Raw genomic sequence first — 19,473 nt, forward strand, 5'->3', positions numbered from 1 at the left:
AACCATGCGGGAAAACGCCAGGCCAATTGGCCGGCCCGGCCTTGACGGCGATGCACTGGATACGGCAAATCGTTCACTCTTGTTCCCGGTTGGAGGAGCCTTGCGGCTTCGTGCTGATTCTCGGTCCCACAGCAACACAAGGCAATGGCAAGCTGATACTATTCCCCTTCAGCTCACGATTCGTCCAACACCGTTTCCAATGGGCGAGTAGTGGCGGCTCCGCTCATGATTGACTTAGTCGCCCGACATGGTAGAAACGGCGTTCACAGTCACGCTTCCTTTCGGTCCCGATGCCATGACGCTTCGTCGTTCGTCTTCCAAGGTTCTTCTTGCGCTGGTGCTGACCGCTGCTGCCGGGGGTGCCCTGGCTCAGCAGGGCCCACTCACCCCGGAGGAGCGCGCGGCGATAGAGGCGCGCATCGAAACGCTTGGCCAGGAACTGGATTCGCTGCGCCAGCAGCTGACCCAGGACCGGCTGCAGTCCAGTGAGCGCCGCCTCGGCCTGAGCGAGCTCATCACCATTGCCTCGGAGCAGGAACTGCACCCCGTGGAGGAGCGTCGCCAGCTCGAGCGAGAGTCTTCGCGCAATCCCTTTGCGATCACCACACACCGGCGCAATTACCTGCTGCCCCTCAACTACGACCGTCGCCCCAACGAGGCAGTGTTCGGTGATGTGAGCCGGGATGGCACGCCGGATCGCCTGGAAGTGAAATTCCAATTCAGTGCCAAGTTCAACCTGCTCGAGGATCTGTTCGGCCGTCATGGCGGCGACCTATATTTCGCCTACACCCAGCGCAGCTGGTGGCAGGCCTATAACACCGACTCCTCCTCGCCCTTCCGCGAGACCAACTACGAGCCGGAGTTCTTCCTCGACTTCGAAAATCGTTGGTCGCTGCTGGGCTGGACCAACGTCAACAACCGCTTGAGCTTCAACCATCAGTCCAATGGCCGCTCCGATCCCCTGTCGCGCAGCTGGAACCGCGTAATCCTGGAGTCCACCTTCATCAAGCGCGACTGGCTTGTCAGCCTGGCCCCTCACTGGCGAGTGCCGGAATCGGCCGGCGACGACGACAACCCCGACATCGAGCGCTACATGGGCTATGGCGACGTCCTGGTCGGACGCCAGCTTGGCGACAGCGAGCTGAGCATGTTGGTGCGCGGCAATCCCAGTGCCGGCCACATGGGCACCCAGTTGGACTACTCCTGGCCGCTGTGGGGCAATATCCGCGGCCACGTGCAGTACTATTACGGTTATGGCGACAGCATGATCGACTATGACCACCGCACCCAGCGTTTCGGTATCGGGGTCAGTCTCAACCCGCTGTTTTCCGGCAGCTCTTCGCTTTACTGAGATGTGTCAACTCAGCGCAACGGCATTGCAGTCACAGTGCCCGCTGCTATGCTGAGCGTGTCAATCACCGTCAGAGGAAGACTGTCATGGCATTTCGCACACCGCACACCGACGACACCACTCGGCAGCTGAAGGAAGACCTGCACCAGCTCACCCGCACCATCGAAGAGCTGGTGAGTGCCACGGCCGATGATTCCCGCAGCAATATCAAGGAGCTCCGTGAGCGCGCCGAGAAACGGTTGAAGGATACCCGCGAGCGTCTCGAAGCCCGTGGTGAGCGACTCTACGGTGAAGCCCGCGACTCCTTGCACCACCAGGCCGACGCCTGCGACCGCTACGTACACGACAACCCCTGGACCAGCATCGGCATCGGCGCCGCGTTGGGCATGGTCATCGGCATGCTCATCGGGCGTCGCTGATGGCATCCAGTGAAGGACCGGTACAACGCCTGTTCGACACCAGCAAGCGCCTGCTGGCAAGCCTGGTGGCCACCGGCGAGACACGTCTGCGTCTCGCCGTGCTGGAGCTCGAGGAAGAACGCGCCCGCCTCGTTACCCTGCTGCTGCTGCTGGGCCTGAGCCTGGTCCTGATGCTGTTGGGGCTGGGCATGCTCACGCTGCTGGTGGTGGTAGTGTTCTGGGATACCCATCGCCTGGCCGCCATCGGCATCAGCGCCTTGGTGCTGCTGGGGGGCGGTATCGGCATTGCCCTGCTGAGCCTGCGCCAGGCCCGGCGCCATACCCTGCTCAAGGAAACGCTGGCCCAGCTCGCCCTGGACCGCCACCTGGTGGAGGAGCATCGTGACACGTCGCGCCAGTGACCGGAGCAATGGGCTATCCCGCGAGCAGCGCAAAGCCGAACTCATTGCCGCCATCGAACAGCAGCGTATCGACATCCTGGTCGCAGGGGAGCGCTGGCGGCACACCTCCGCATCCCTCGATGGAGGCTGGCAGCAGCTCAAGCGTTACCGGGGGTTGGTGTACCTGGCTGGCGGCGCCCTGCTGGTCGGCGGTGCACGCCACCCCAGCTCGCTGATCCGCGTGGCCAAGCGACTCGTTGCTGGCGGCCTGCTGCTCGACCGGGCACGGCGAATCCTGCAACAGCTTAGCTGACGCCGCCCGAGGGCCACTTGGGCTGCGCTTCCCTATCGCTGCATCCCCTTACAGCTGCGCTTCGGCGTGATGGTGACGGCGATGCCCGGCGCCTGGCACCCATTTCATCCAGCTCTCTCCGTGCTTGAGGCGTTTCTCGATGAAGCGCCGGGTGCGACGCTGGCCTTCGCTGGTGTCGGAGGACCATACCGCCAACGCCGCCAGGAACAGGCTGGTCAATGCCATCTCCTCCACCTGGGCGCGCCGGGTACCATAGCGAGCCTCTAATCGGGCCCCCTCGCGCAGCCATTGAACGGTACGCGACAGGTCGAAGACCATCGGCACCCAGGTGTGCGGATGCGGCAGGTGCGCCTTGGTTTTCAACATCTGCACGGTGACCTTCCGGTGGGCAGCAAAGGTATCGAACCAGGCCTGCAGACAGTGCTCGATACGCACCCGCTCCGGCCAGTCGTCGAAGGTATCGGGTTTGCTGGCCAGCATGGCGCGCCAGCCACGCTGAAACCAGGCATTGGCCACGGCATCCATGTCGCGAAAACGCTCCAGCACCACGGACATCGGCAGCTCGAGGCAGTGCGCGACCTCGGAGAGGCGCACTGCCTGCCAGCCCCGCTCTTCGGCCTGGCGCACGGCTTCGTCTACGATACGGTCGGCGAACGGAGACACCTCGGATTCGGAGGAATCCTGAATCGCAATCATGGTCATGGCGGCCCTCTACTTCCAGCGTGGTTCTGTCATGCAGCATAGACCGGTTTGCCACCAAGGCCACCCAAGCCATCAGGCCGCACGCTCCAGGTAATGGATGCAGAACAGGGCGTCGCGGTCGGTCCAGTGGGCCTGCGGCTCGAATCCGGCCCGGCCGGCCAGCTCGCGGAAGCCTGCGACGCTGTACTTGTAGGAATTCTCGGTATGCAGGCTCTCGCCTTCGTCGAAGGCGATCCGCTCCCCCGCCACGCGAATGGCCTGGTCGTGCAAGCTCACCAGGTGCATCTCGATACGCGAGTCGGCCTCGTTGTAGAATGCGCTGTGCCGGAACCCCTGCGGCTCCACCTCGGCCTCGAATTCGCGACGCAGGCGCTGCAACAGATTGAGATTGAAGGCCGCGGTAACACCTGCAGCATCGTTGTAGGCAGCATCGAGAATCGCCCGATCCTTGATCAGGTCGACGCCGATCAGCAGCCCCCCACCGCCGGGCAGCAGCGTCGCCAGCCCCTTGAGGAAGCCTTCTGCCTCCTCAGGCGTGAAGTTGCCGATGCTGGAGCCGGGAAAGAAGGCTACCGGGCGTTCGCCTGACAGCCCCTCCGGCCAGGCCATGGGGCGCGAGAAGTCGGCGCAGGCGGCGTGAACCTCGAGCCAGGGATAGTCCACCGCCAGGCGGCGGGTGCTCTCGAGCAGGAAGTCGCGAGAGATGTCCACGCCCAGGTAGCAGGCCGGATGCAACGCCTCGAGCAGCAGCCGCACCTTGCGGCTGGCGCCGCTGCCCAGCTCGATCAGGGTGGCGTCGCGGCCCACCACCTCGGCAATATCGGCGGCGGCAGCGCGCAGGATCGCCTCCTCGGTGCGGGTCGGGTAATACTCGGGCTGCTCGCAGATGGCATCGAACAACTCGGAACCTCGCCGGTCGTAGAAGAACTTGGGCGCGGTGTGCTTTGGCGTTGCGCTGAGCCCGGTCAACAGCTCTTCGCAAAGCGAACCCGTTGCCTCCGGCGGGTGCTGGTCGTGAAAACGTACGAGCGGGTTCATGTCATGCCTCCCTGGCAAGCCGAAAACCGGAAAACGCCCAGCGCGCGTGGGGCGGAAAGAAGTTGCGGTAGGTCGGGCGGATATGGTCGGCCGGGGTGGCACAGCAGCCGCCCCGAAGTACCATCTGGCCGGACATGAACTTGCCGTTGTACTCACCCAGCGTACCCGGCAGGGTGCGAAAACCCGGATAGGGGCGGTAGGCGCTGCCGGTCCACTCCCAGACGTCGCCGAACAGCTGGCTCGCGGTATCGGACCACGCCTGCGCGGCCACCGGATGCAAATGGTCGTTCTCGACGAAATTACCGCTCATGGCCACGTCGCGAGCAGCCACCTCCCACTCCGCCTCGCTGGGCAGGCGCGCCCCGGCCCAGCGGGCATAGGCCTCGGCCTCGAAGAAGCTCACGTGGACCACCGGCGCATGCGGATCCACCCGACGCAGACCGCCAAGTGTGAAGTGGTACCAGCCGTCGTCGCGCCTCACCCAGTACAGCGGCGCCTGCCAGCCCTCCAGGCCGACCTGCTGCCAGCCGTCGGAGAGCCACAGCTCGGGGCGTGTGTAGCCGCCGTCCTCGATGAAGGCGAGGAACTCGCCGTTGGTCACCGGGCGATTGGCCACTTGGAATGCCTCGAGGAAGTGGCGATGCACCGGCCCTTCGTTGTCGTAGGCGAAGCCGGATTCCAGGTCGTGGCCAATGGAGCGGATGCCCGCGGCATGCTCGAGCCAGGCCAGCTCGCCAGGCGGTTCCTCCACGAGCGGCGGCAGATCGTGACGATACGCGGGGCACAGCGGGTTCTGGGCCAGGATGTGCTTGATGTCCATGAGCAGCAGCTCCTGATGCTGTTGCTCATGGTTCAGCCCCAGCTCCACGCGCCGCAGGATCTCCTCGGCATGCTCGGGTGGTGGCGACTCGAGCAGCTCCTTCATGGCCACGTCGACATGAGCGCGAAAGCGGTAGACATCGGCCACCGTGGGGCGTGACAGCGTTCCGCGCCGGGGCCGTGGAAACGGCACGCCGTGAGTCTCGTAATAGGAATTGAAGAGAAAGTCGTAAGCAGGATCGAGCGTTCGGTAGCGGGAGTGGAAGGGAGCGAGAATGAAGGCTTCGAAGAACCAGGTGACGTGGGCGAGATGCCACTTCGGCGGACTGACGTCATCCATGCTCTGGATCACGTAGTCCTCGGTGCACAGCGGCTCGCAGAGCCGCTCGGAAGCTCGGCGAACGCGCTGGTAGCGTCTCAGCCACTCCTTGGTGTGTCGGGTATCGGGCGTTTCCCGCTGCTGCTGGCTTTCCAACTCATGGGCTTGAGGGGGCATGGCGCACTCCTGTGACGAACCACATCCTGACGAACCGATTCCGAGACGAACCGATTCCACCAGCGTAGCAATGCCCTCGAGAGTTCCCGGTTACGTTAGGTAAGGTTTTGTCGCTTTCAGCGCAAGGCAGTGCGTCCGGGCATTACCATCTGAGATGCGGTTAGCGTCGTGGACAACTACCCTCTCCATCAACCTGCTGCCTGCAAAGGCGATGGCCGTAGTCAGGCTGATGTCGGCTTCATGTTATTGATGGCCTGCTGCAACTGTCGAATCGACTCTACGATCTCGTCGAATGTCGGAGCAGTTTTATACATCATGCCGGCATCGATCATTTTTTCGTAGTCGGCACGTAGTCCGTCGAGGGTTTCGTCCTGGGGAAGCAATTGCAGTTGGCTTACCAGACAGGCGTCGTAGTTGGCATAGCCTGTCTTGAAGAACACCTTTTTGTGGCGGACGACATCCTTGAGCAATTCGCGGTTCCGAACGGCAGCTTGACCAGAAGCATGCCGGCTCAACATTACGAGATCATACCAATGCCGTGAGAGCCGCTCGGCGTTTTCCTTCAGTTGGCCACGACTGCACTCAACATGGATTAAAGTCGCTTTTTCCCAGAAGGTGCGTTCTGGTGAAAGCACCACCACTTCGCTGGCTGGGTAAGCAAGGTCGGCCGTCAATGCCGCGACATAGGGGGAAATCGTATGTCGCTCGTTGGGGTCAATGACGTTACGCCCACCCAGTTCGATGAGAATTTGACTCTTGAGATAGTCATCGGCCTCTTCTGTGACAGAAGGGAAGCTGACCCAAATTTTTTCCCCGCTCTCGTCGGCCTCGATGACGTGATGCTGGGCCGTGGGCAGTTTGTCCAGTTCCGCTCGAAGGAATGGCATTACGTTATTATTGGAATATTCCTTGACGTAGCCCTTGAGACGCTCGCTGAATTTCTTGATCTTGCTATTACTGATACCGTCGGTAAAAGGGTCGAAATCTTCCTCGAAGCACCGGTAGTCGAGAGTGATGTCGACATCCTCAGAGAAGCGATCGATGGCGCCGTAGACCTTGGATAGGGAAGTGCCCCCCTTGAAGGCCATGGGGTGGGCATTGGGCATGGAAAAGAGAGCCTGCAATACCCAGCAGACCCAAATGTCCTTCTCCAATACCGTTGCTTGGCGCCCCAGCTGCGCAGCTGCCGCCTGCAAGATGGCTTTCTGATCTTCCCTTGATAGTTCCAAGTAGGCTTCAGCCATGGCTAGCACCATGGGTGTAGTTTTCAATGGCGCGGGACATCCAGGCCGGCATTCTGGAGTTGCGTAACGTCTCGAACTCCTCCGAACTCATGCCTTCCCGAATACGCCGGACCACCTCGGCATCGATATTGTCCTTACCTAGGTACCAAAGGGCCGAAAGGGCCAGCCCCGGTTTCTTACCGGCATGCTGCAGCTTGCGGTGACTGGACGTATGCATCAGCTTGACCTTGAGGTTGCCGACGCGGATCTCCCGGCTCGGGCCGCTGGTGTAGTACACCGGGGTGGTGGGCATCTGGGTGCTGAGCCTGAAGCGTCGTGCTGCTTCCGCACCGTGGACCTGCACGGTCTCGCCGTGATCTTTGGCGATCACTTCAATGACACGCGACGCCTCCGGCATCACGTTGCCGATGTAACGGCTTTTCTTCGGGCGCGCAAAGACCCCACGCGCGACACGCTGGATGACGCCCTCCTCGACTAGGCGAGAGAGTGCCTTGTCGACGGCGGAACGTGAGCCGAGCTCGAGGAAGCGAGTGTTGGTGAACGGCTCCCCCCGCCGCATTCTCAATGCCCGCTGTTTGATGCTCTCAGCCACCGACATTACTCTAACCTCTTCACGACATTGTCCGAAAAACTAGCATATTTTCTGACACAAGGAAAGCTCTCGAATGTCTGGAGGGAGCAGAGCTGTGGCTGGGGTACTTGCTGAGCGCGCAGGGCCAAGTGGTGGAAGCGAAGGACTGTGCAGTTGGCATCGTTGAGCTGGACCGACAAAGACTTAAAGAGATAGCCCACAGGCCACGCCAGAGGCCCAGGCCCACTGGAAGTTGTAGCCACCGAGTTCGCCGGTCACGTCGAGCACCTCGCCGATGAAGCGCAGCTGCGGCAAACCCTCGACACTGAAGTCCTTCGACGAGATCGGGGCGGTGTCGACACCGCCCAGGGTCACCTCGGCGGTACGCCAGCCCTCGGTGCCGGCAGGCTTGAGGCGCCAGCGGCCAAGGCGCTCCTGCCACGCTTCGATGTGGGCATTGGAGAGTTCGGCCAGGGTGGGGTCCTCGCCGTGCCATTCGACCAGCGCCTGGGCCAGGCGCCGGGGCAGACGTTCGCCAAGCCAGGTGGAGAGCTGGCGGCGCGGCGTCTCTTGCCGCGCCGCCGCGAGCGCCTCGCTGACGGTGAGGCTCGGCAACAGATCGATCTCGAGTTCGTCGCCGGGCTGCCAGTAGCTCGAGATCTGCAGCATGCCCGGGCCGGACAGGCCGCGGTGGGTGAACAGCATCGGCTCGCGGTAGCGGCGCTCGCGCCCCGGCCCCAGCCGCTGGCCGTTGCGCACGGTGCTGACCGCCACGTCGCAGGCTACCCCGGCCAGGTCGGCCGCCCGCGCCTTCCACTGCGATGTCAGCGTGAAGGGCACCAGTGCCGGGCGTGTCTCGGTCACCTCCAGGCCGAACTGGCGAGCGATGTCATAGCCGAAGCCGGTGGCGCCCATGGTGGGGATCGAGAGGCCGCCGGTGGCGATCACCACCGCACCGGCCTCGATGCGCCCCGCGGAAGTGACGAGCCGCATGCCCTCTCCGGCAGTCTCGATACGTTCAACGGCGGTCTTCAGCCGCAGTTCCACCCCGGCCCACTCGCATTCGGTGAGCAACACGTCGAGCAGTTCCTTGGCGGAATGGGCACAGAACAGCTGGCCTGGGGCCTTCTCGACATAATCGACCGCATGCCGCTCCACCAGCTCGACGAAGTGCTCGGGGCGATAGCGCTTCAGCGCCGAGATGCAGAAATGCGGATTGGCCGAGAAGAAGTTGGCTGGCCCGGTGGCGAGGTTGGTGAAGTTGCAGCGCCCTCCTCCCGACATCAGGATCTTCTTGCCGGGCTTGTTGGCATGGTCGAGCACCAGCACGCGCCGCCCGGCATAGCCCGCCGTGAGCGCACACATCAGCCCGGCGGCGCCCGCACCGACGATCACGACATCGAAACCTGGAGACGGCATGGCAATTCCGTTGGCAGAAAAGGGGGCAGATTCTAGCAGAACTTTTTACCGGGCAGGCAAGGCCATGGTGGCGTCGCAGTATGGCTTTCCTGGTACCGACAGGCATCGTTCGCCTTATCCTAATGCAGTTTTTTGGCATTAGACGAATACGACTAAAGGATGAGAAATATAACCCTGTTATTTCGTCACCTTCAATTACAGTGGATAAGGCATACCCATCACAAAACGTTACGCGAATCCATTCTCATTAAATATAAAGTTACAAAGAACAAAGCAGAAAAGAACTTATAAAGCGTTATAACGCAAGGGATTAAGGAGGGACACGCCCCATGTCCACCCATGCCTACGTTCTCGTTGTGCTACGTACACTCAATGATCCTGAAGAGAAAGACTACCTACGTGCCCTGAGAAAGAAGGGCTACCCGATAGAGTTCGTTACCAACGGTCAGGACCCCCTTCCCATCCTGGTCTCTCGTCCACCCATTGCTGCCTGCTTCGAATTTGATTACCCCGACCTGCAGGGCCTGACCGACCTGAGGCAGGCCAAGCAGCGTGCCGCCTCGGTGCCCCTGCTCATGATCACCCAGGCGCATTCGGAGAGCCTGGCCGTATGGGCCTTTCGCACCCGGGTCTGGGATTACTTCGTTCAGCCGGTCGATCTCGCCCGCTTTCTCAAAGTAGTGGAAACACTGGATCAGTTGCGCCAACCCGCCACCTCCCGGGAGACGTCGCGCAAGGCGCATGATGTCAGCAACCAGATACCGCCGGAAGCTCGGTTGAGATGCATCGCTCCCGGAGGGCCGCAGGCGCAATTGGCACTTGCCATCAGCTATATTGAGCAGCACCTGCACCAGAAGGTGGCACAAGCGGAGGTGGCCGAGCGCTGCGGGATGAGTGCATTCCAGCTCAGCCGGTTGTTTCGAAAGCTGACGAACACGACCTTCCAGGGATTTCTGCTAGAGAAGCGCATCGCCGAGGCGCAGCGCCTGCTGGCGAACCCGAAGGTCTCGATTACCGATGTCTGCTTCAGCGTCGGTTTTCGCGATCTCTCCTATTTTACGCGCACTTTCCAAAAGTACATTGGCCAGACCCCGACGCTCTACCGCCAAGACCTGCTTCGCCGCAGCGCGCCTCACTCACCGTTGCCCCTCGCCTCGCCCAAAACTTCCACCTCCTCCAATGGGTTGCACGAGACGGTCACCACGCCAGCCGACGTCACCCGCGATTGATAGCGGGTGATTCTGCATCATGAAATAGGAAGAAAAAGGGCGCTGACCGCAAAGGCAGGGAGCCGGCCAGCGCCAAAGAGGGCATCAGTCCACCAGAACGGGGATCTGTGCAAGGATTCCGAAATTCTCGCCGCCGGTTTGCCCTTTAGGTTCGTGAACGCTGCAACTGGGCAGGAAGTAGATGCTCATCTTGCGCCAATCCGCTGGCTCACCATTCTGGAACTGCAGCCCAAAGTGCTCGGTAAAATCATCCCAACGCTCTTGCCCATCCGTACTGGCGTGCTGCCAGGATCCTGGCCACTCGACGTCGTCGGAATCAGGAGCGAGATCCATGCGCTTGGGTGCAAACTCGTCAATCTTGTTCTCCTGGGCATTGCTTACGACCCAGACGATGTGCACGGTCACGGCGCCTACTAATGGATTGCTAGGAGCCACTCCCGATTCGCAGTCGATCACTGGCAACGTCAACGTCCAGGTCACCTCCCTGCTTGTCTCATCTACCCAACGGTCATAGAAAGCCTGGAATGCTGTCTGCACCTGACCATTGTTGGTGGCGATATCCTCGCCGAAGTACATTTCGTTTTCGTTGCCATCCCCCTTGACAAGATCGCGAAGTTCATTGGCATTGGTGGCACCTTTGGTATCGTGTTCGAAGTTGGTCCAGCCTCCGGTCTGGTCGCCCTCGGGTATAAAGCGCCCAACATCGCATGAGTAGTTACCACTAGGATTCAGCAGCGCCTGTTTACACAACGCAATGGGCTGATCGACATCCTGCGGCCGCAACGTCCCGGCAAAACCGATATAAGCCACCGAGCGGGCTGTCACATCGACATTATTTATGCCCAAGACACGCGCAAAGAACGTTTCGACAGGCGTCTGCTGCCTTGCCGTCACCACTTCCACTGCATTGATGAAGGCATTGTTGATATCCAGCTCTTCTGTCGTGCTGCCGTGAAGGTCCACAATTTCTGTGGAAGGATTTTCAGAAAAAGTACGCTGACTGAAACTCCAATGCCCACGCCTGGCACTGAGGACTTCCACGACCTCGCCTTGGCTGCCATTCGACTGGGCCGCCTGTGTCGCCCACCCTTCAGCGCTCAAGTAATTCTCTCCATCATAGGGGTCGGTACCATTATTGATCTTGATTTGCGTACCGCTGATCGGATCATCGACCGTTATATAGAGTCGCCTCGCCCCGGCCAGGGAGCCCGCATCCGCGGCGTTATGCAGCTCGTTTCTTGCCACATAAAGATTCCCGACATCCACGGCAAGCGCCATGAAACCCAACAGAATAACGAGGGATACGGCAACGAGTACGACCGACACTCCCTTCTGCCGCTGTCTTGCGCCCCAGCGGCGTGTAACCCGAACCATCTTGTAATTATTCATGACTACTCAGCCCGCATGCTGGTGACAGCCTGGATCTCGATAAGATCCCCCAAGGTACCGATGAAGCCCGGCAGGAGAAGAAATTGGTAGGGATAATCAACGGTCACCACCACCTCGCTACCTGGCGGCATGTTGGCATCCGAGCGTGCAACGTTGATGGCCAATTCCGCCGGGCCACCCAGCGAAATCAGGTACTGCTCGGCATAATCACGAACCGCTTGCTTGATGGCATCGTCTTCGGCTGTAATATCTCGCGGCTGAGGCCTGAAGAGTATCCCCGTCCTGGCACCTTCACGACTGGCGTTGGTCAATACCGCCTTGTCATAAAGCGCAACGCTGAACTCGATCATGCCGAACAGCAGGATGAACAGCAGTACAGCCGTGAGTGCGAACTCGACTACTTCCGCCCCTTGCTGCTTATGTAACGAGCGCACCCTTTTCATGGCCGCCTCTCCCTTCATGCCCTAGTTGGCAGACTGTGCGTTACCGTTACGCCGCATCAGGTTGCCCAGGTTTCTGGCATTCTGGCTTGCCGTAACGTAATAAGCTGGCGACAGGCGCATCGCCTCCTCGAAGAAGCCCATGGCAGCTTCATAACGGCCTTCCAGCATCGAGATGTAGCCAATATCGTTGTAGGCTTTGGCCCGGTCGCCGTTGCGCGCCACCGCCTCGACCGCCGTCTCGAAATCGCCTTCACGCGCGTAGACTAGGCCAAGGTTGCGCCAGGCCAGCTCGTAGCCGGGGTTGGCACTCACCGCGCGACGCAGTGATTGCCGGGCGCCATCCCAGTCGCCGGCCAGGTAACGGGAATAGCCCAGGTTGTTGAGCACCAGCGGCGTATTGGGGCTGGCCTCGAGTGCTTTCTCGTAGTGGCCCCGAGCCAGTTCGAACTCGCCACGTATATCGGCGATCACGCCCAGGGCGTTGTGCGCCTGCCAGGGTGCACCGGGCCGCGAAACCAGCGGCTGAAGGTGCTGCTCGGCATCGTCGTACTTCCGCTGTTCCAGCAGGGCGACGCCCAGTGCCGTACGCGCTCCCACGTGACTGTCATCCACCTCCAGCGCCCAGCGGTAAGCCTTCTCTGCCAGGTCATGGTTGCCCCGCCCATGATGAATGATCCCCACGTAGTAGAGCGGATCTGCCTGAGGCGACCTCTCCATGCGCAGGCCACGCAGGTACTCGAACAGTGCTCGGTCGAGATCACGCGCACGCATCGCCGCTGCACCGTTGCGGTAGGCCTCTTCCGGTGATGCGACGGGAAACGCCGTACCGTACTCCACAGGGGAAGCATCGGTACCCAGCGCCGCGTAGGGATCCGAGCCTGTCGGCCGGTCGGTCGTCGCACAGCCACCGAGACCTAGGGCCAGCAGAAAAACGGCACAGTTCGCCTTCTTCTTGAGATTTTTCATGTCATTTACCCCTTCTGTTCTCGCCCAGTCACGGTTACGGCGTACGTCACTACAATCCCTGCCGGGAAAACGCTGCGATAACGCCCAGAATCGGCGGCCCCAGTGTCACCAGTAGGAAGCTCGGTAAAATGCAGAAGATCAGTGGGAAGAGCATCTTGGTGCTGACCTTGGCGGCTCGCTCCTCCGCCTGCTGGGTGCGCTTGTCACGCAGTTCCGCGGCGAAGAGCCTCAAGGTCAAGGCGATGCTGGTACCGAAGCGCATGCTCTGCAGCAGCGTGGTGACCAGCCCGCGAACGTCCTCGACACCGGTACGCTCCTCGAGGTCACGCAATGCCGTCCTGTTATCCATGCCGGCCCGGGTCTGCAAACCGTAGAGGTGCAATTCGTCGGCCAGCTCCGGGTGGCTAATCTCCAAGTCACGCGAAACACGTTGGATGGCGGCTCCCAGGCCCAGCCCCGCCTCGCTGCACACCACCAGTAGATCGAGGGCATCGGGCAGGCCACGGCTGATCAGTTTCGAGCGCACCTTGATGGCCCGATCGAGCCAGAAGCGCGGCAGCAGATAACCCGCTACCGCCAGACAAGCAATCAACAAGGCCCCAATATTGAGCGGAATGCGCACGATGGGCAGTACCAGCAACATGAGCAGGGGAGGCGCGACAGTGAGCAGCAGGCGAATTCCGAAGAAGGTGCTGACCGCCCCTGGCGAGCGCTTGCCGGCGCGGCGGAGGTCTCGCGCAATGCGGCTCCTGGCCTCTTCCTCGGTAGGCACCAAGCGTTCGCCCATGGGGCCGAGCCATTCGCGAAGGCCCGTTTGGGCACCCGTCGTACCGCCAGCCGCCCCTGTTTCCAGGCGGCGCAGGCGGCGGCGCAATGGATCGGAAAGCCCCATCGCCACCATCATCAGTGCGACGAGAAAGGCGAAGACCGCCAATCCAAGCAGGCCAGCAAAGCCTAGCCGTGCCGCTGCAGGGTCACCCAACCAGTCACTCATTGGCTGCAGCCATATCAGGAGAGTTTCCATTTCACCACCTCCTCACACCTCGACACGCACGATCTTGCGCAGCCACAGGATGCCGATGATCACCATGACGAAAGCCACCACGACCAGCTGTCGGCCCAGGGGGTCCTCGGTGAGCATCGGTATGAATTCAGGATTGACCAGCATGAGGATGCCTCCCAAGGTGAAAGGCAGCAGCGAGAGAATCCAGCCGGCCATTCGCCCCTCGGCAGAGAGGGTGCGCACCTTGCGCTGGAAGCGGAAGCGGTCGCGCACCACGGCAGCCAGGTTGTCGAGCAGCTCAGCCAGGTTGCCGCCAGTCTCCTTCTGAATGAGCACGGAGGTGACGAAGATCATGACCGTCACGCTCTGTACACGCCGCAGCAGGCCCAGCAGGGAGCCGCGCACGTCGCCGCCATAATTGATCTCCATGAAGGCAATGCGAAATTCGCCGGCGATGGGATCCGCCAATTCATCGGCCACCAATTGCATGGCGTCGCTGAAGGGATGCCCCGCCCGCAGGGCTCGGGCCATGATGATCAACGCATCGGGCAACTGCTCCTCAAAACGGGCCAGGCGGCGCTTGCGGGCGCGTGTCAAGCGCATGAAAGGAAAGGCCGCCACGCCCAGTCCCAGCAGCACGCCCAGCAGCGGCTGTGGCAACAGCAGGTAGCCGGCCACCCCGCTGATGCCTCCCAGGCAAACCGAGTAGAGCACCACCCGATAGGCAGGCGTCTCCTTCCCAGCCTGTTCGATGAGCTGATGCAGACGCTCCATGCCCGGCAGGCGTTCCAGCAAACGCTCCAGGGGGGAGAGTTCGCGTAGGTACTTGCTCTGAATCAGCGTTGCGGTACCCTGCTGAGCATCGCTGGTGATCGCCCGCAGGCGCTTCTTGAGTCGCTTTTGCGCCTGGCGATTCTCACCGAACGCCGGCACCAGAAAGCTCTGCATCAGCAGGAAGACGGCAATGAAGATCATGCCGACGACGATGACCTCGTCGGAAAGCTCGATCTCGAGCAGGCCGCTCAGATCCATGACCGCACCCCTCCCGCGTTCTGGAAGATCTCCAGGCCGGGATCGAGCCCGCGCCGCTTGAGGTGGTCATGGAAGCCCGGCACCACGCCGGTGGCCACGTAGCGGCCGATCACCTTGCCATCGGCATCGACACCCTCACGGTCGAAACGGAAGATCTCGGACATGGTGATGATCTCACCCTCCTGGCCATTGACCTCCTGCACGCTGACCAGGCGGCGTACGCCATCCTCCTGCCGCTCCACCTGCACCACCACATCGATGGCCGAGGCGATCTGCGAACGCAGCGCCTGAGGCGGTAGTTGAAATCCGCTCATCGCCACCATGTTCTCGATGCGCGTCAGGGCATCGCGGGGCGTATTGGCATGGATGGTGGTCAGCGAGCCGTCGTGGCCGGTGTTCATCGCCTGCAGCATGTCGAAGGCCTCGCCGCCGCGCACCTCGCCGACGATGATGCGGTCGGGGCGCATGCGCAGGCTGTTGCGCACCAGGTCGCGCTGGCTTATCTCGCCTTTTCCCTCGATGTTGGGCGGTCGCGTCTCGAGCCTCCCCACATGCGGTTGTTGCAGCTGCAGCTCGGCGGAATCCTCGATGGTGACGATACGCTCGTCGTGGGGAATGAAACTCGAGAGAACGTTGAGCAGGGTGGTCTTGCCGGCACCGGTACCGCCGGAGACCAGCACGTTGAGTCGGCCATGGACGACCTTCTCGAGCAGGCGTGCGATTTCCGGCGACACGCTGCCGTACTCGATCAGGCTGTCGATACCCAGGCGCTCCACGGCGAAGCGACGAATGGAGAGGATGGGACCATCGATGGCCAGTGGCGGGATGACCGCATTGACCCGCGACCCGTCCTTGAGACGCGCATCGACCATGGGGGAAGACTCGTCGACACGCCGCCCGACGCTCGACACGATACGATCGATGATGCTCATGAGATGAGCGTCGCTGTCGAAGCGCAGCGTGGTCTGTTCCAGCTTGCCGCGCCGCTCCACGTAGATGGGTGTGGTGCCGTTGACCAGGATGTCGGATATCGTCTTGTCGGCGAGCAGCGTCTCCAGCGGCCCCAGGCCCAGCACTTCGTCCTGCAGTTCACTGACGATGCGTTGGCGTACCCCGGCGTTGAACGGCAAGGTCTCCTTGCTCATCAACGATTCGCACACCTGCTGCACCTGCAGGCGCGCCTCGCGCTCGTCCAGCGTGCTCAGCAGGGTCAGGTCCATTACCTTGACCAACTTGCGGAAGAGTTTCTGCTTGTAGTCCTGCTCCTCCTGCGACAACCGGCCGGCACCGCGCCCGGCCCAGCCGGCGCGTAATTCGCTATTGTGATCGGAAACTGTACGCTCGCGCAGATTCATGGCCTTTCTCCTGAGTGCACCCCGTTGATGCCTGTTCGTTCCGGTCAGTCATCAGTGAACTTGTCACTTCTCGTCGAAACCCAGTCGGCTCGCTCAGTGCCGGAGAGGCAGCGCCCAGCCCAGCAAGGAGCGTTTTCTGACTGCGCCATGCCCCGATGGAGCATCCAGCGCCTCGACCAACGCCTTGATCTGGCGTGTCAGCGGTGCCTTGGGGGCGATGTCACGCAGGGGGCTGCCCATGTTGATGCTGTGGCTGGCGCGTTTGAAATCATTGGGCAGGGTGTGCAGCGACAGCCCCGGCAAGGCACTGCCGATGGCACTGAGGTCGACATCGTTCTTCCTGTCGTAGCGGTTGATCACTACGCTGATCCGCGCCGGCGAGACCCGAAGCTCATGGACGAGAACGTCGCGCAGGCGCTGGGCGTCGTGGAGGTGGGCCACGCTCTGCTGCATCACCATCAGCACGCGGTCGGCACGCTCCAGCACGCAGGCCGTGGCACCATTGATCCAGCGCGGCAAGTCCACCACCACTTCGTCATGGACCTGGCCCAGCACCTCCAGCACCAGTTCGACACGTGCCTCGGGCACCTCGGCCAGGCTGGCACGGTCCTCTGGCGACGAGGCGAGTAGCCCCAATCCGCTATCGTGCTGTTGTACGTAGGCTGCCATGGCCAGAGCGTCGAGGTTGTCGGCGGATTCCAACGCCCGCACCAGGCCGTGATCGGGAACAAGATTGAAATAGAGCGGAAGGCAGCCGAACTGAACGTCCATGTCGACCAGCACCGTGCTGCGGTCGTTGCGGGCCAGGCGGTGAGCCAGGTTGGCCGCCACCAGGCTGGCGCCGGACCCGCCCTTGGCGTTGATCACCGCTGTCGTGCGGCACTCCCGACCTGGCGCTTTGGGGCGATCGCGTGCCAACTCACGCAGAAACTGAATGATCTCGCTGTCATCGATCGGCGGCGAGAAGAAGTCGCGGGCACCGGCGCGCATGGCCAGGCGGATCAGCTCCACATTGCCCTTGGGGCCCACCACCAACAGCGGTGGCCGCTCGCTGGCCGGCCGTTCGCAAAGCGCCATGAGTTCCGCCTCCCAGTGCTCGCCAACCAGCAGTACCAGCGCATCGGGTAGAGGAGAGACCCCTTCCAATGGATCGATGCTGCCATTGACCATCAGCCGCGAATTCACCTGGATGTCGCCTTGGCTGCACAAGAGCGCCTCCAGGGACCGCAGCTGCTCCTGGGATCTTCCCGTCAGCTGAATCTCGAGCTGTCTGCGCATCGTGTCACCTGCCTGTTATCGAAGTTGCTGGCCTCAGGCCAATCCTGTTGCGCTCTTGTCGTAGCTGGGCAGCCCATTTCACTGCATCGCGCCTGGCGCCTGCGGAGCCCCCGAGGCTGGCTGGCGATAGGTACGCATGGCCTCGGCCGCCTTGGCACCATGCAGCGGCGGTACGGCATCACCCGGCTCATAGGCCTGGATTTGCTTGGTATGCCGAACGCTGTCGCCATAGGGGGGCAGATCGGCCCCCGGCCGCGGTGCCATGCAAGCGGATAGCGCCAGGGCGAGGGCAAAAACCCCCAGCCAGCGGATAGCCCCCCATGCGGCATTGCCGTCCTGGCGCGCAGCAACTCTCTTCATGTGGTAATCGGTCATGGTGCGTTCCCCTTGGCTAGGCCGACGTGGCAGTAGTGAGTAGCGATCAGAGGTCATGGCCGAAACGCCCTTCGGTACCGCCTTCCCGACGGCTCGACATCAATTCCAGGTCCAGGCTCGTGGGCCTCGGCCGCTGGCTGCCTCCCTCCCCGAGGGACCGGAAGCTACCCAGCAGGTAGAACTCGAGATCGCTCGGCGGGACGAAGGAACCGGTGGGCAAGCGCACCTGATCGGGCGAAAAAGAGCGAGCCAGGCGCGGGGTGACGAAGATCACCAGTTCGGTCTGCTCCTTGATATATTCCTGGCTGCGGAACAGCGCCCCCAACACAGGGAGCTCCCCCAGCCCAGGCAACTTGGAGACGTTTTCGCGCAGGCTCTCGTTGAGCATGCCGGCGATGGCAATGGTCTGGCCGGTGGCCAGTTCCACCGTGGAGCTGGCGCTGCGCTTGCTCAGGGCCGGCACGAAGAACTGCGCCGCCACGCCACTCCCCACCCCGACCTGAAGGCTGTTGACCGGCACCAGGTCGGAAACGGAGACGTCCACCTGTAGATTGATCGTGCCGGAGTCCAGCACCACCGGCAGGAAGCCAAGCCCCACCCCGAACTCCTTGTGTTCGATGGCGACCTGGCCGTCGCCCTGGGGTACCGGGATGGGAAACTCGCCGCCGGCCAGGAAGCGCGCCGGCTGACCGGTCAGGGTGGTGAGGTTGGGTTCGGCGAGGATCTTGGCCACGCCTTCGCGGCTGGCGGCATCCAGCACCAGGTTGAGCAGGTAGTCGCCGCGCAGGTAGCTGGCGAAGATGCCGGTATCGGCAATGGTGGCCGTGGCCGGTGAGAATTCAGAGACGACCGGGCCGATCGGCGTTCCGCCGCCGAAAACCGGCAGCCGGCCACCCAGGCCTTCCGCTCCCTCGAAAACGGCATCCGGAAAGCTCGCCCCCCCGCTGACCGCCCCGCCGCGGAATGCCGACGAGCCGACGTTGAAGACGTTGAAGTTGGCCTCGAGCCGCTTGACCAGCGAGCGCGACACCTCCGCCACCTTGACGTCGAGCATCACCTGCTGGGCCCCGCCCACCTGCATCAGGTTGAGCACGACGCCCTCCTCGCCGCCGGCATAGCGATTGGCCAGCCGCAACGCCGTCTCGAGGCGCTCGGCGCTGGACACCTCGCCGCTGAGCACGATGCCATCCTGGGCCGAGCGCACCTGGATGCTCTCGCCTGGCAGCAGTTCGTGAAGATTGCTCTTGAGCGTCTCGAGGTCGTGGGTGACGGTCACGTTGAGGGTGCCCTCGATATTCTCCGACTGGTCCCACAGCACCACATTGGTGGTGCCGGTGGACTTGCCCAGCACGTAGATCTGCCGCGAGCCCATCACCACGATATCGGCAATCTCGGGGTTTCCCACCGACACCACCCGCACCGCCCGGGGGAACTGCAGTACCTGGGCCTTGTTCAGCGACACCGCCACCGCCACCGTTCGACCCTCGACCGGCATCGCCACGCTACGTGGACTCTCCTGAGCCTCACTCTCGACGGCCCAACCCAGGACCATCACCGCCAACAGGGCCCAAACCAGCCCTTTCCATCCTGCGCCTAGAATGACCATGTCGATTCTCCCTGCCTGACTGCTTGTTAGTCGTGGCGACGCGCC

Annotated in this window: 20 protein-coding genes; 5 read left to right on the forward strand and 15 right to left on the reverse strand. The window is 62.2% G+C overall.

The annotated features are described in order from the left end of the window. The first annotated feature begins 295 nt into the window (after positions 1-295). From ACUY1T_RS10765 to ACUY1T_RS10780, 4 genes are all read left to right on the forward strand, one after another. Positions 296-1,351, forward strand: a complete 1,056-nt coding sequence (locus tag ACUY1T_RS10765; protein WP_446022633.1) for a phospholipase A — start codon at positions 296-298, stop codon at positions 1,349-1,351. An 86-nt stretch (positions 1,352-1,437) separates the two neighbouring features. After that, positions 1,438-1,770, forward strand: coding sequence for a DUF883 family protein (locus ACUY1T_RS10770; protein WP_446022635.1), 333 nt, complete (start codon positions 1,438-1,440; stop codon positions 1,768-1,770). Beyond that, on the forward strand, positions 1,770-2,171 hold the full coding sequence (locus ACUY1T_RS10775) for a phage holin family protein (protein WP_446022637.1): 402 nt from the start codon (positions 1,770-1,772) through the stop codon (positions 2,169-2,171). Before ACUY1T_RS10770 ends, ACUY1T_RS10775 begins: the two co-directional genes overlap by 1 nt. Then, positions 2,152-2,463 carry a YqjK-like family protein gene (locus ACUY1T_RS10780; protein WP_446022639.1) on the forward strand — a complete coding sequence of 104 codons (312 nt, stop codon included), beginning with the start codon at positions 2,152-2,154 and terminating at the stop codon, positions 2,461-2,463. The genes ACUY1T_RS10775 and ACUY1T_RS10780 overlap by 20 nt, the downstream gene beginning before the upstream one ends. Positions 2,464-2,511: 48 nt before the next feature. On the opposite strand, the gene ACUY1T_RS10785 is transcribed toward ACUY1T_RS10780, so the two are convergent. From ACUY1T_RS10785 to ACUY1T_RS10810, 6 genes are all read right to left on the reverse strand, one after another. Next, positions 2,512-3,165 (reverse strand): hypothetical protein, encoded by a 654-nt coding sequence (locus tag ACUY1T_RS10785; protein ID WP_446022641.1) that lies wholly within the window; start codon positions 3,163-3,165, stop codon positions 2,512-2,514. 72 nt (positions 3,166-3,237) lie between these two features. Beyond that, entirely contained in the window at positions 3,238-4,203 is a 966-nt protein-coding gene (gene egtD, locus ACUY1T_RS10790; protein ID WP_446022643.1) for an L-histidine N(alpha)-methyltransferase, read from the reverse strand. 1 nt (position 4,204) lies between these two features. Next, positions 4,205-5,518: an ergothioneine biosynthesis protein EgtB gene (gene egtB, locus ACUY1T_RS10795; protein ID WP_446022645.1), complete on the reverse strand. Its 1,314-nt coding sequence runs from the start codon at positions 5,516-5,518 to the stop codon at positions 4,205-4,207. Positions 5,519-5,739: 221 nt separating this feature from the next. Then, positions 5,740-6,762 carry a nucleotidyl transferase AbiEii/AbiGii toxin family protein gene (locus tag ACUY1T_RS10800; protein WP_446022647.1) on the reverse strand — a complete coding sequence of 341 codons (1,023 nt, stop codon included), beginning with the start codon at positions 6,760-6,762 and terminating at the stop codon, positions 5,740-5,742. Further along, complete coding sequence (locus tag ACUY1T_RS10805) at positions 6,755-7,360, reverse strand: DUF6088 family protein (RefSeq protein ID WP_446022649.1); 606 nt, start codon at positions 7,358-7,360, stop codon at positions 6,755-6,757. Before ACUY1T_RS10805 ends, ACUY1T_RS10800 begins: the two co-directional genes overlap by 8 nt. Positions 7,361-7,537: 177 nt before the next feature. Then, positions 7,538-8,752 carry an NAD(P)/FAD-dependent oxidoreductase gene (locus ACUY1T_RS10810; RefSeq protein ID WP_446022651.1) on the reverse strand — a complete coding sequence of 405 codons (1,215 nt, stop codon included), beginning with the start codon at positions 8,750-8,752 and terminating at the stop codon, positions 7,538-7,540. A 329-nt stretch (positions 8,753-9,081) separates the two neighbouring features. On the opposite strand from ACUY1T_RS10810, the gene ACUY1T_RS10815 reads away from it, so the two are divergent. Next, positions 9,082-9,981 carry a response regulator transcription factor gene (locus ACUY1T_RS10815; RefSeq protein ID WP_446022653.1) on the forward strand — a complete coding sequence of 300 codons (900 nt, stop codon included), beginning with the start codon at positions 9,082-9,084 and terminating at the stop codon, positions 9,979-9,981. Between the two features lie 84 nt (positions 9,982-10,065). Here ACUY1T_RS10815 and ACUY1T_RS10820 read toward each other — a convergent pair whose 3' ends face one another. The 9 genes from ACUY1T_RS10820 to ACUY1T_RS10860 form a co-directional block, all read right to left on the reverse strand. Further along, a complete protein-coding gene (locus tag ACUY1T_RS10820; RefSeq protein WP_446022655.1) occupies positions 10,066-11,370 on the reverse strand; it encodes a pilus assembly protein TadG-related protein in 1,305 nt (434 codons plus the stop codon). A 2-nt stretch (positions 11,371-11,372) separates the two neighbouring features. Continuing rightward, the gene (locus ACUY1T_RS10825) at positions 11,373-11,813 is read right to left on the reverse strand and encodes a TadE/TadG family type IV pilus assembly protein (RefSeq protein ID WP_446022657.1); all 441 of its coding nucleotides are present in this window, start codon (positions 11,811-11,813) and stop codon (positions 11,373-11,375) included. 21 nt (positions 11,814-11,834) lie between these two features. Continuing rightward, a complete protein-coding gene (locus ACUY1T_RS10830; protein ID WP_446022659.1) occupies positions 11,835-12,779 on the reverse strand; it encodes a tetratricopeptide repeat protein in 945 nt (314 codons plus the stop codon). A 49-nt stretch (positions 12,780-12,828) separates the two neighbouring features. After that, positions 12,829-13,803 (reverse strand): type II secretion system F family protein, encoded by a 975-nt coding sequence (locus ACUY1T_RS10835; protein WP_446022661.1) that lies wholly within the window; start codon positions 13,801-13,803, stop codon positions 12,829-12,831. 12 nt (positions 13,804-13,815) lie between these two features. After that, on the reverse strand, positions 13,816-14,814 hold the full coding sequence (locus ACUY1T_RS10840) for a type II secretion system F family protein (protein WP_446022663.1): 999 nt from the start codon (positions 14,812-14,814) through the stop codon (positions 13,816-13,818). Continuing rightward, the gene (locus tag ACUY1T_RS10845) at positions 14,805-16,169 is read right to left on the reverse strand and encodes a CpaF family protein (protein ID WP_446022665.1); all 1,365 of its coding nucleotides are present in this window, start codon (positions 16,167-16,169) and stop codon (positions 14,805-14,807) included. The genes ACUY1T_RS10840 and ACUY1T_RS10845 overlap by 10 nt, the downstream gene beginning before the upstream one ends. A 93-nt stretch (positions 16,170-16,262) precedes the next feature. Then, positions 16,263-17,447 (reverse strand): AAA family ATPase, encoded by a 1,185-nt coding sequence (locus ACUY1T_RS10850; protein ID WP_446022667.1) that lies wholly within the window; start codon positions 17,445-17,447, stop codon positions 16,263-16,265. A gap of 78 nt (positions 17,448-17,525) precedes the next feature. Continuing rightward, positions 17,526-17,822: a hypothetical protein gene (locus ACUY1T_RS10855; protein ID WP_446022669.1), complete on the reverse strand. Its 297-nt coding sequence runs from the start codon at positions 17,820-17,822 to the stop codon at positions 17,526-17,528. A 46-nt stretch (positions 17,823-17,868) separates the two neighbouring features. Further along, entirely contained in the window at positions 17,869-19,428 is a 1,560-nt protein-coding gene (locus ACUY1T_RS10860) for a type II and III secretion system protein family protein (protein ID WP_446022671.1), read from the reverse strand. Between the last annotated feature and the right edge of the window lie 45 nt (positions 19,429-19,473).

The sequence above is a fragment of the Billgrantia sp. Q4P2 genome (assembly GCF_052806135.1).

Excerpts from the sequence above, each read along its gene's own strand:
- ACUY1T_RS10765 (WP_446022633.1), top strand. The coding sequence starts at position 296 with ATGACGCTTCGTCGTTCGTCTTCCAAGGTTCTTCTTGCGCTGGTGCTG.
- ACUY1T_RS10770 (WP_446022635.1), top strand. The coding sequence starts at position 1,438 with ATGGCATTTCGCACACCGCACACCGACGACACCACTCGGCAGCTGAAG.
- ACUY1T_RS10775 (WP_446022637.1), top strand. The coding sequence starts at position 1,770 with ATGGCATCCAGTGAAGGACCGGTACAACGCCTGTTCGACACCAGCAAG.
- ACUY1T_RS10785 (WP_446022641.1), bottom strand. The coding sequence starts at position 3,165 with ATGACCATGATTGCGATTCAGGATTCCTCCGAATCCGAGGTGTCTCCG.
- egtD (WP_446022643.1), bottom strand. The coding sequence starts at position 4,203 with ATGAACCCGCTCGTACGTTTTCACGACCAGCACCCGCCGGAGGCAACG.
- egtB (WP_446022645.1), bottom strand. The coding sequence starts at position 5,518 with ATGCCCCCTCAAGCCCATGAGTTGGAAAGCCAGCAGCAGCGGGAAACG.
- ACUY1T_RS10800 (WP_446022647.1), bottom strand. The coding sequence starts at position 6,762 with ATGGCTGAAGCCTACTTGGAACTATCAAGGGAAGATCAGAAAGCCATC.
- ACUY1T_RS10805 (WP_446022649.1), bottom strand. The coding sequence starts at position 7,360 with ATGTCGGTGGCTGAGAGCATCAAACAGCGGGCATTGAGAATGCGGCGG.
- ACUY1T_RS10810 (WP_446022651.1), bottom strand. The coding sequence starts at position 8,752 with ATGCCGTCTCCAGGTTTCGATGTCGTGATCGTCGGTGCGGGCGCCGCC.
- ACUY1T_RS10815 (WP_446022653.1), top strand. The coding sequence starts at position 9,082 with ATGTCCACCCATGCCTACGTTCTCGTTGTGCTACGTACACTCAATGAT.
- ACUY1T_RS10820 (WP_446022655.1), bottom strand. The coding sequence starts at position 11,370 with ATGAATAATTACAAGATGGTTCGGGTTACACGCCGCTGGGGCGCAAGA.
- ACUY1T_RS10825 (WP_446022657.1), bottom strand. The coding sequence starts at position 11,813 with ATGAAAAGGGTGCGCTCGTTACATAAGCAGCAAGGGGCGGAAGTAGTC.
- ACUY1T_RS10830 (WP_446022659.1), bottom strand. The coding sequence starts at position 12,779 with ATGAAAAATCTCAAGAAGAAGGCGAACTGTGCCGTTTTTCTGCTGGCC.
- ACUY1T_RS10835 (WP_446022661.1), bottom strand. The coding sequence starts at position 13,803 with ATGGAAACTCTCCTGATATGGCTGCAGCCAATGAGTGACTGGTTGGGT.
- ACUY1T_RS10840 (WP_446022663.1), bottom strand. The coding sequence starts at position 14,814 with ATGGATCTGAGCGGCCTGCTCGAGATCGAGCTTTCCGACGAGGTCATC.
- ACUY1T_RS10845 (WP_446022665.1), bottom strand. The coding sequence starts at position 16,169 with ATGAATCTGCGCGAGCGTACAGTTTCCGATCACAATAGCGAATTACGC.
- ACUY1T_RS10850 (WP_446022667.1), bottom strand. The coding sequence starts at position 17,447 with ATGCGCAGACAGCTCGAGATTCAGCTGACGGGAAGATCCCAGGAGCAG.
- ACUY1T_RS10855 (WP_446022669.1), bottom strand. The coding sequence starts at position 17,822 with ATGACCGATTACCACATGAAGAGAGTTGCTGCGCGCCAGGACGGCAAT.
- ACUY1T_RS10860 (WP_446022671.1), bottom strand. The coding sequence starts at position 19,428 with ATGGTCATTCTAGGCGCAGGATGGAAAGGGCTGGTTTGGGCCCTGTTG.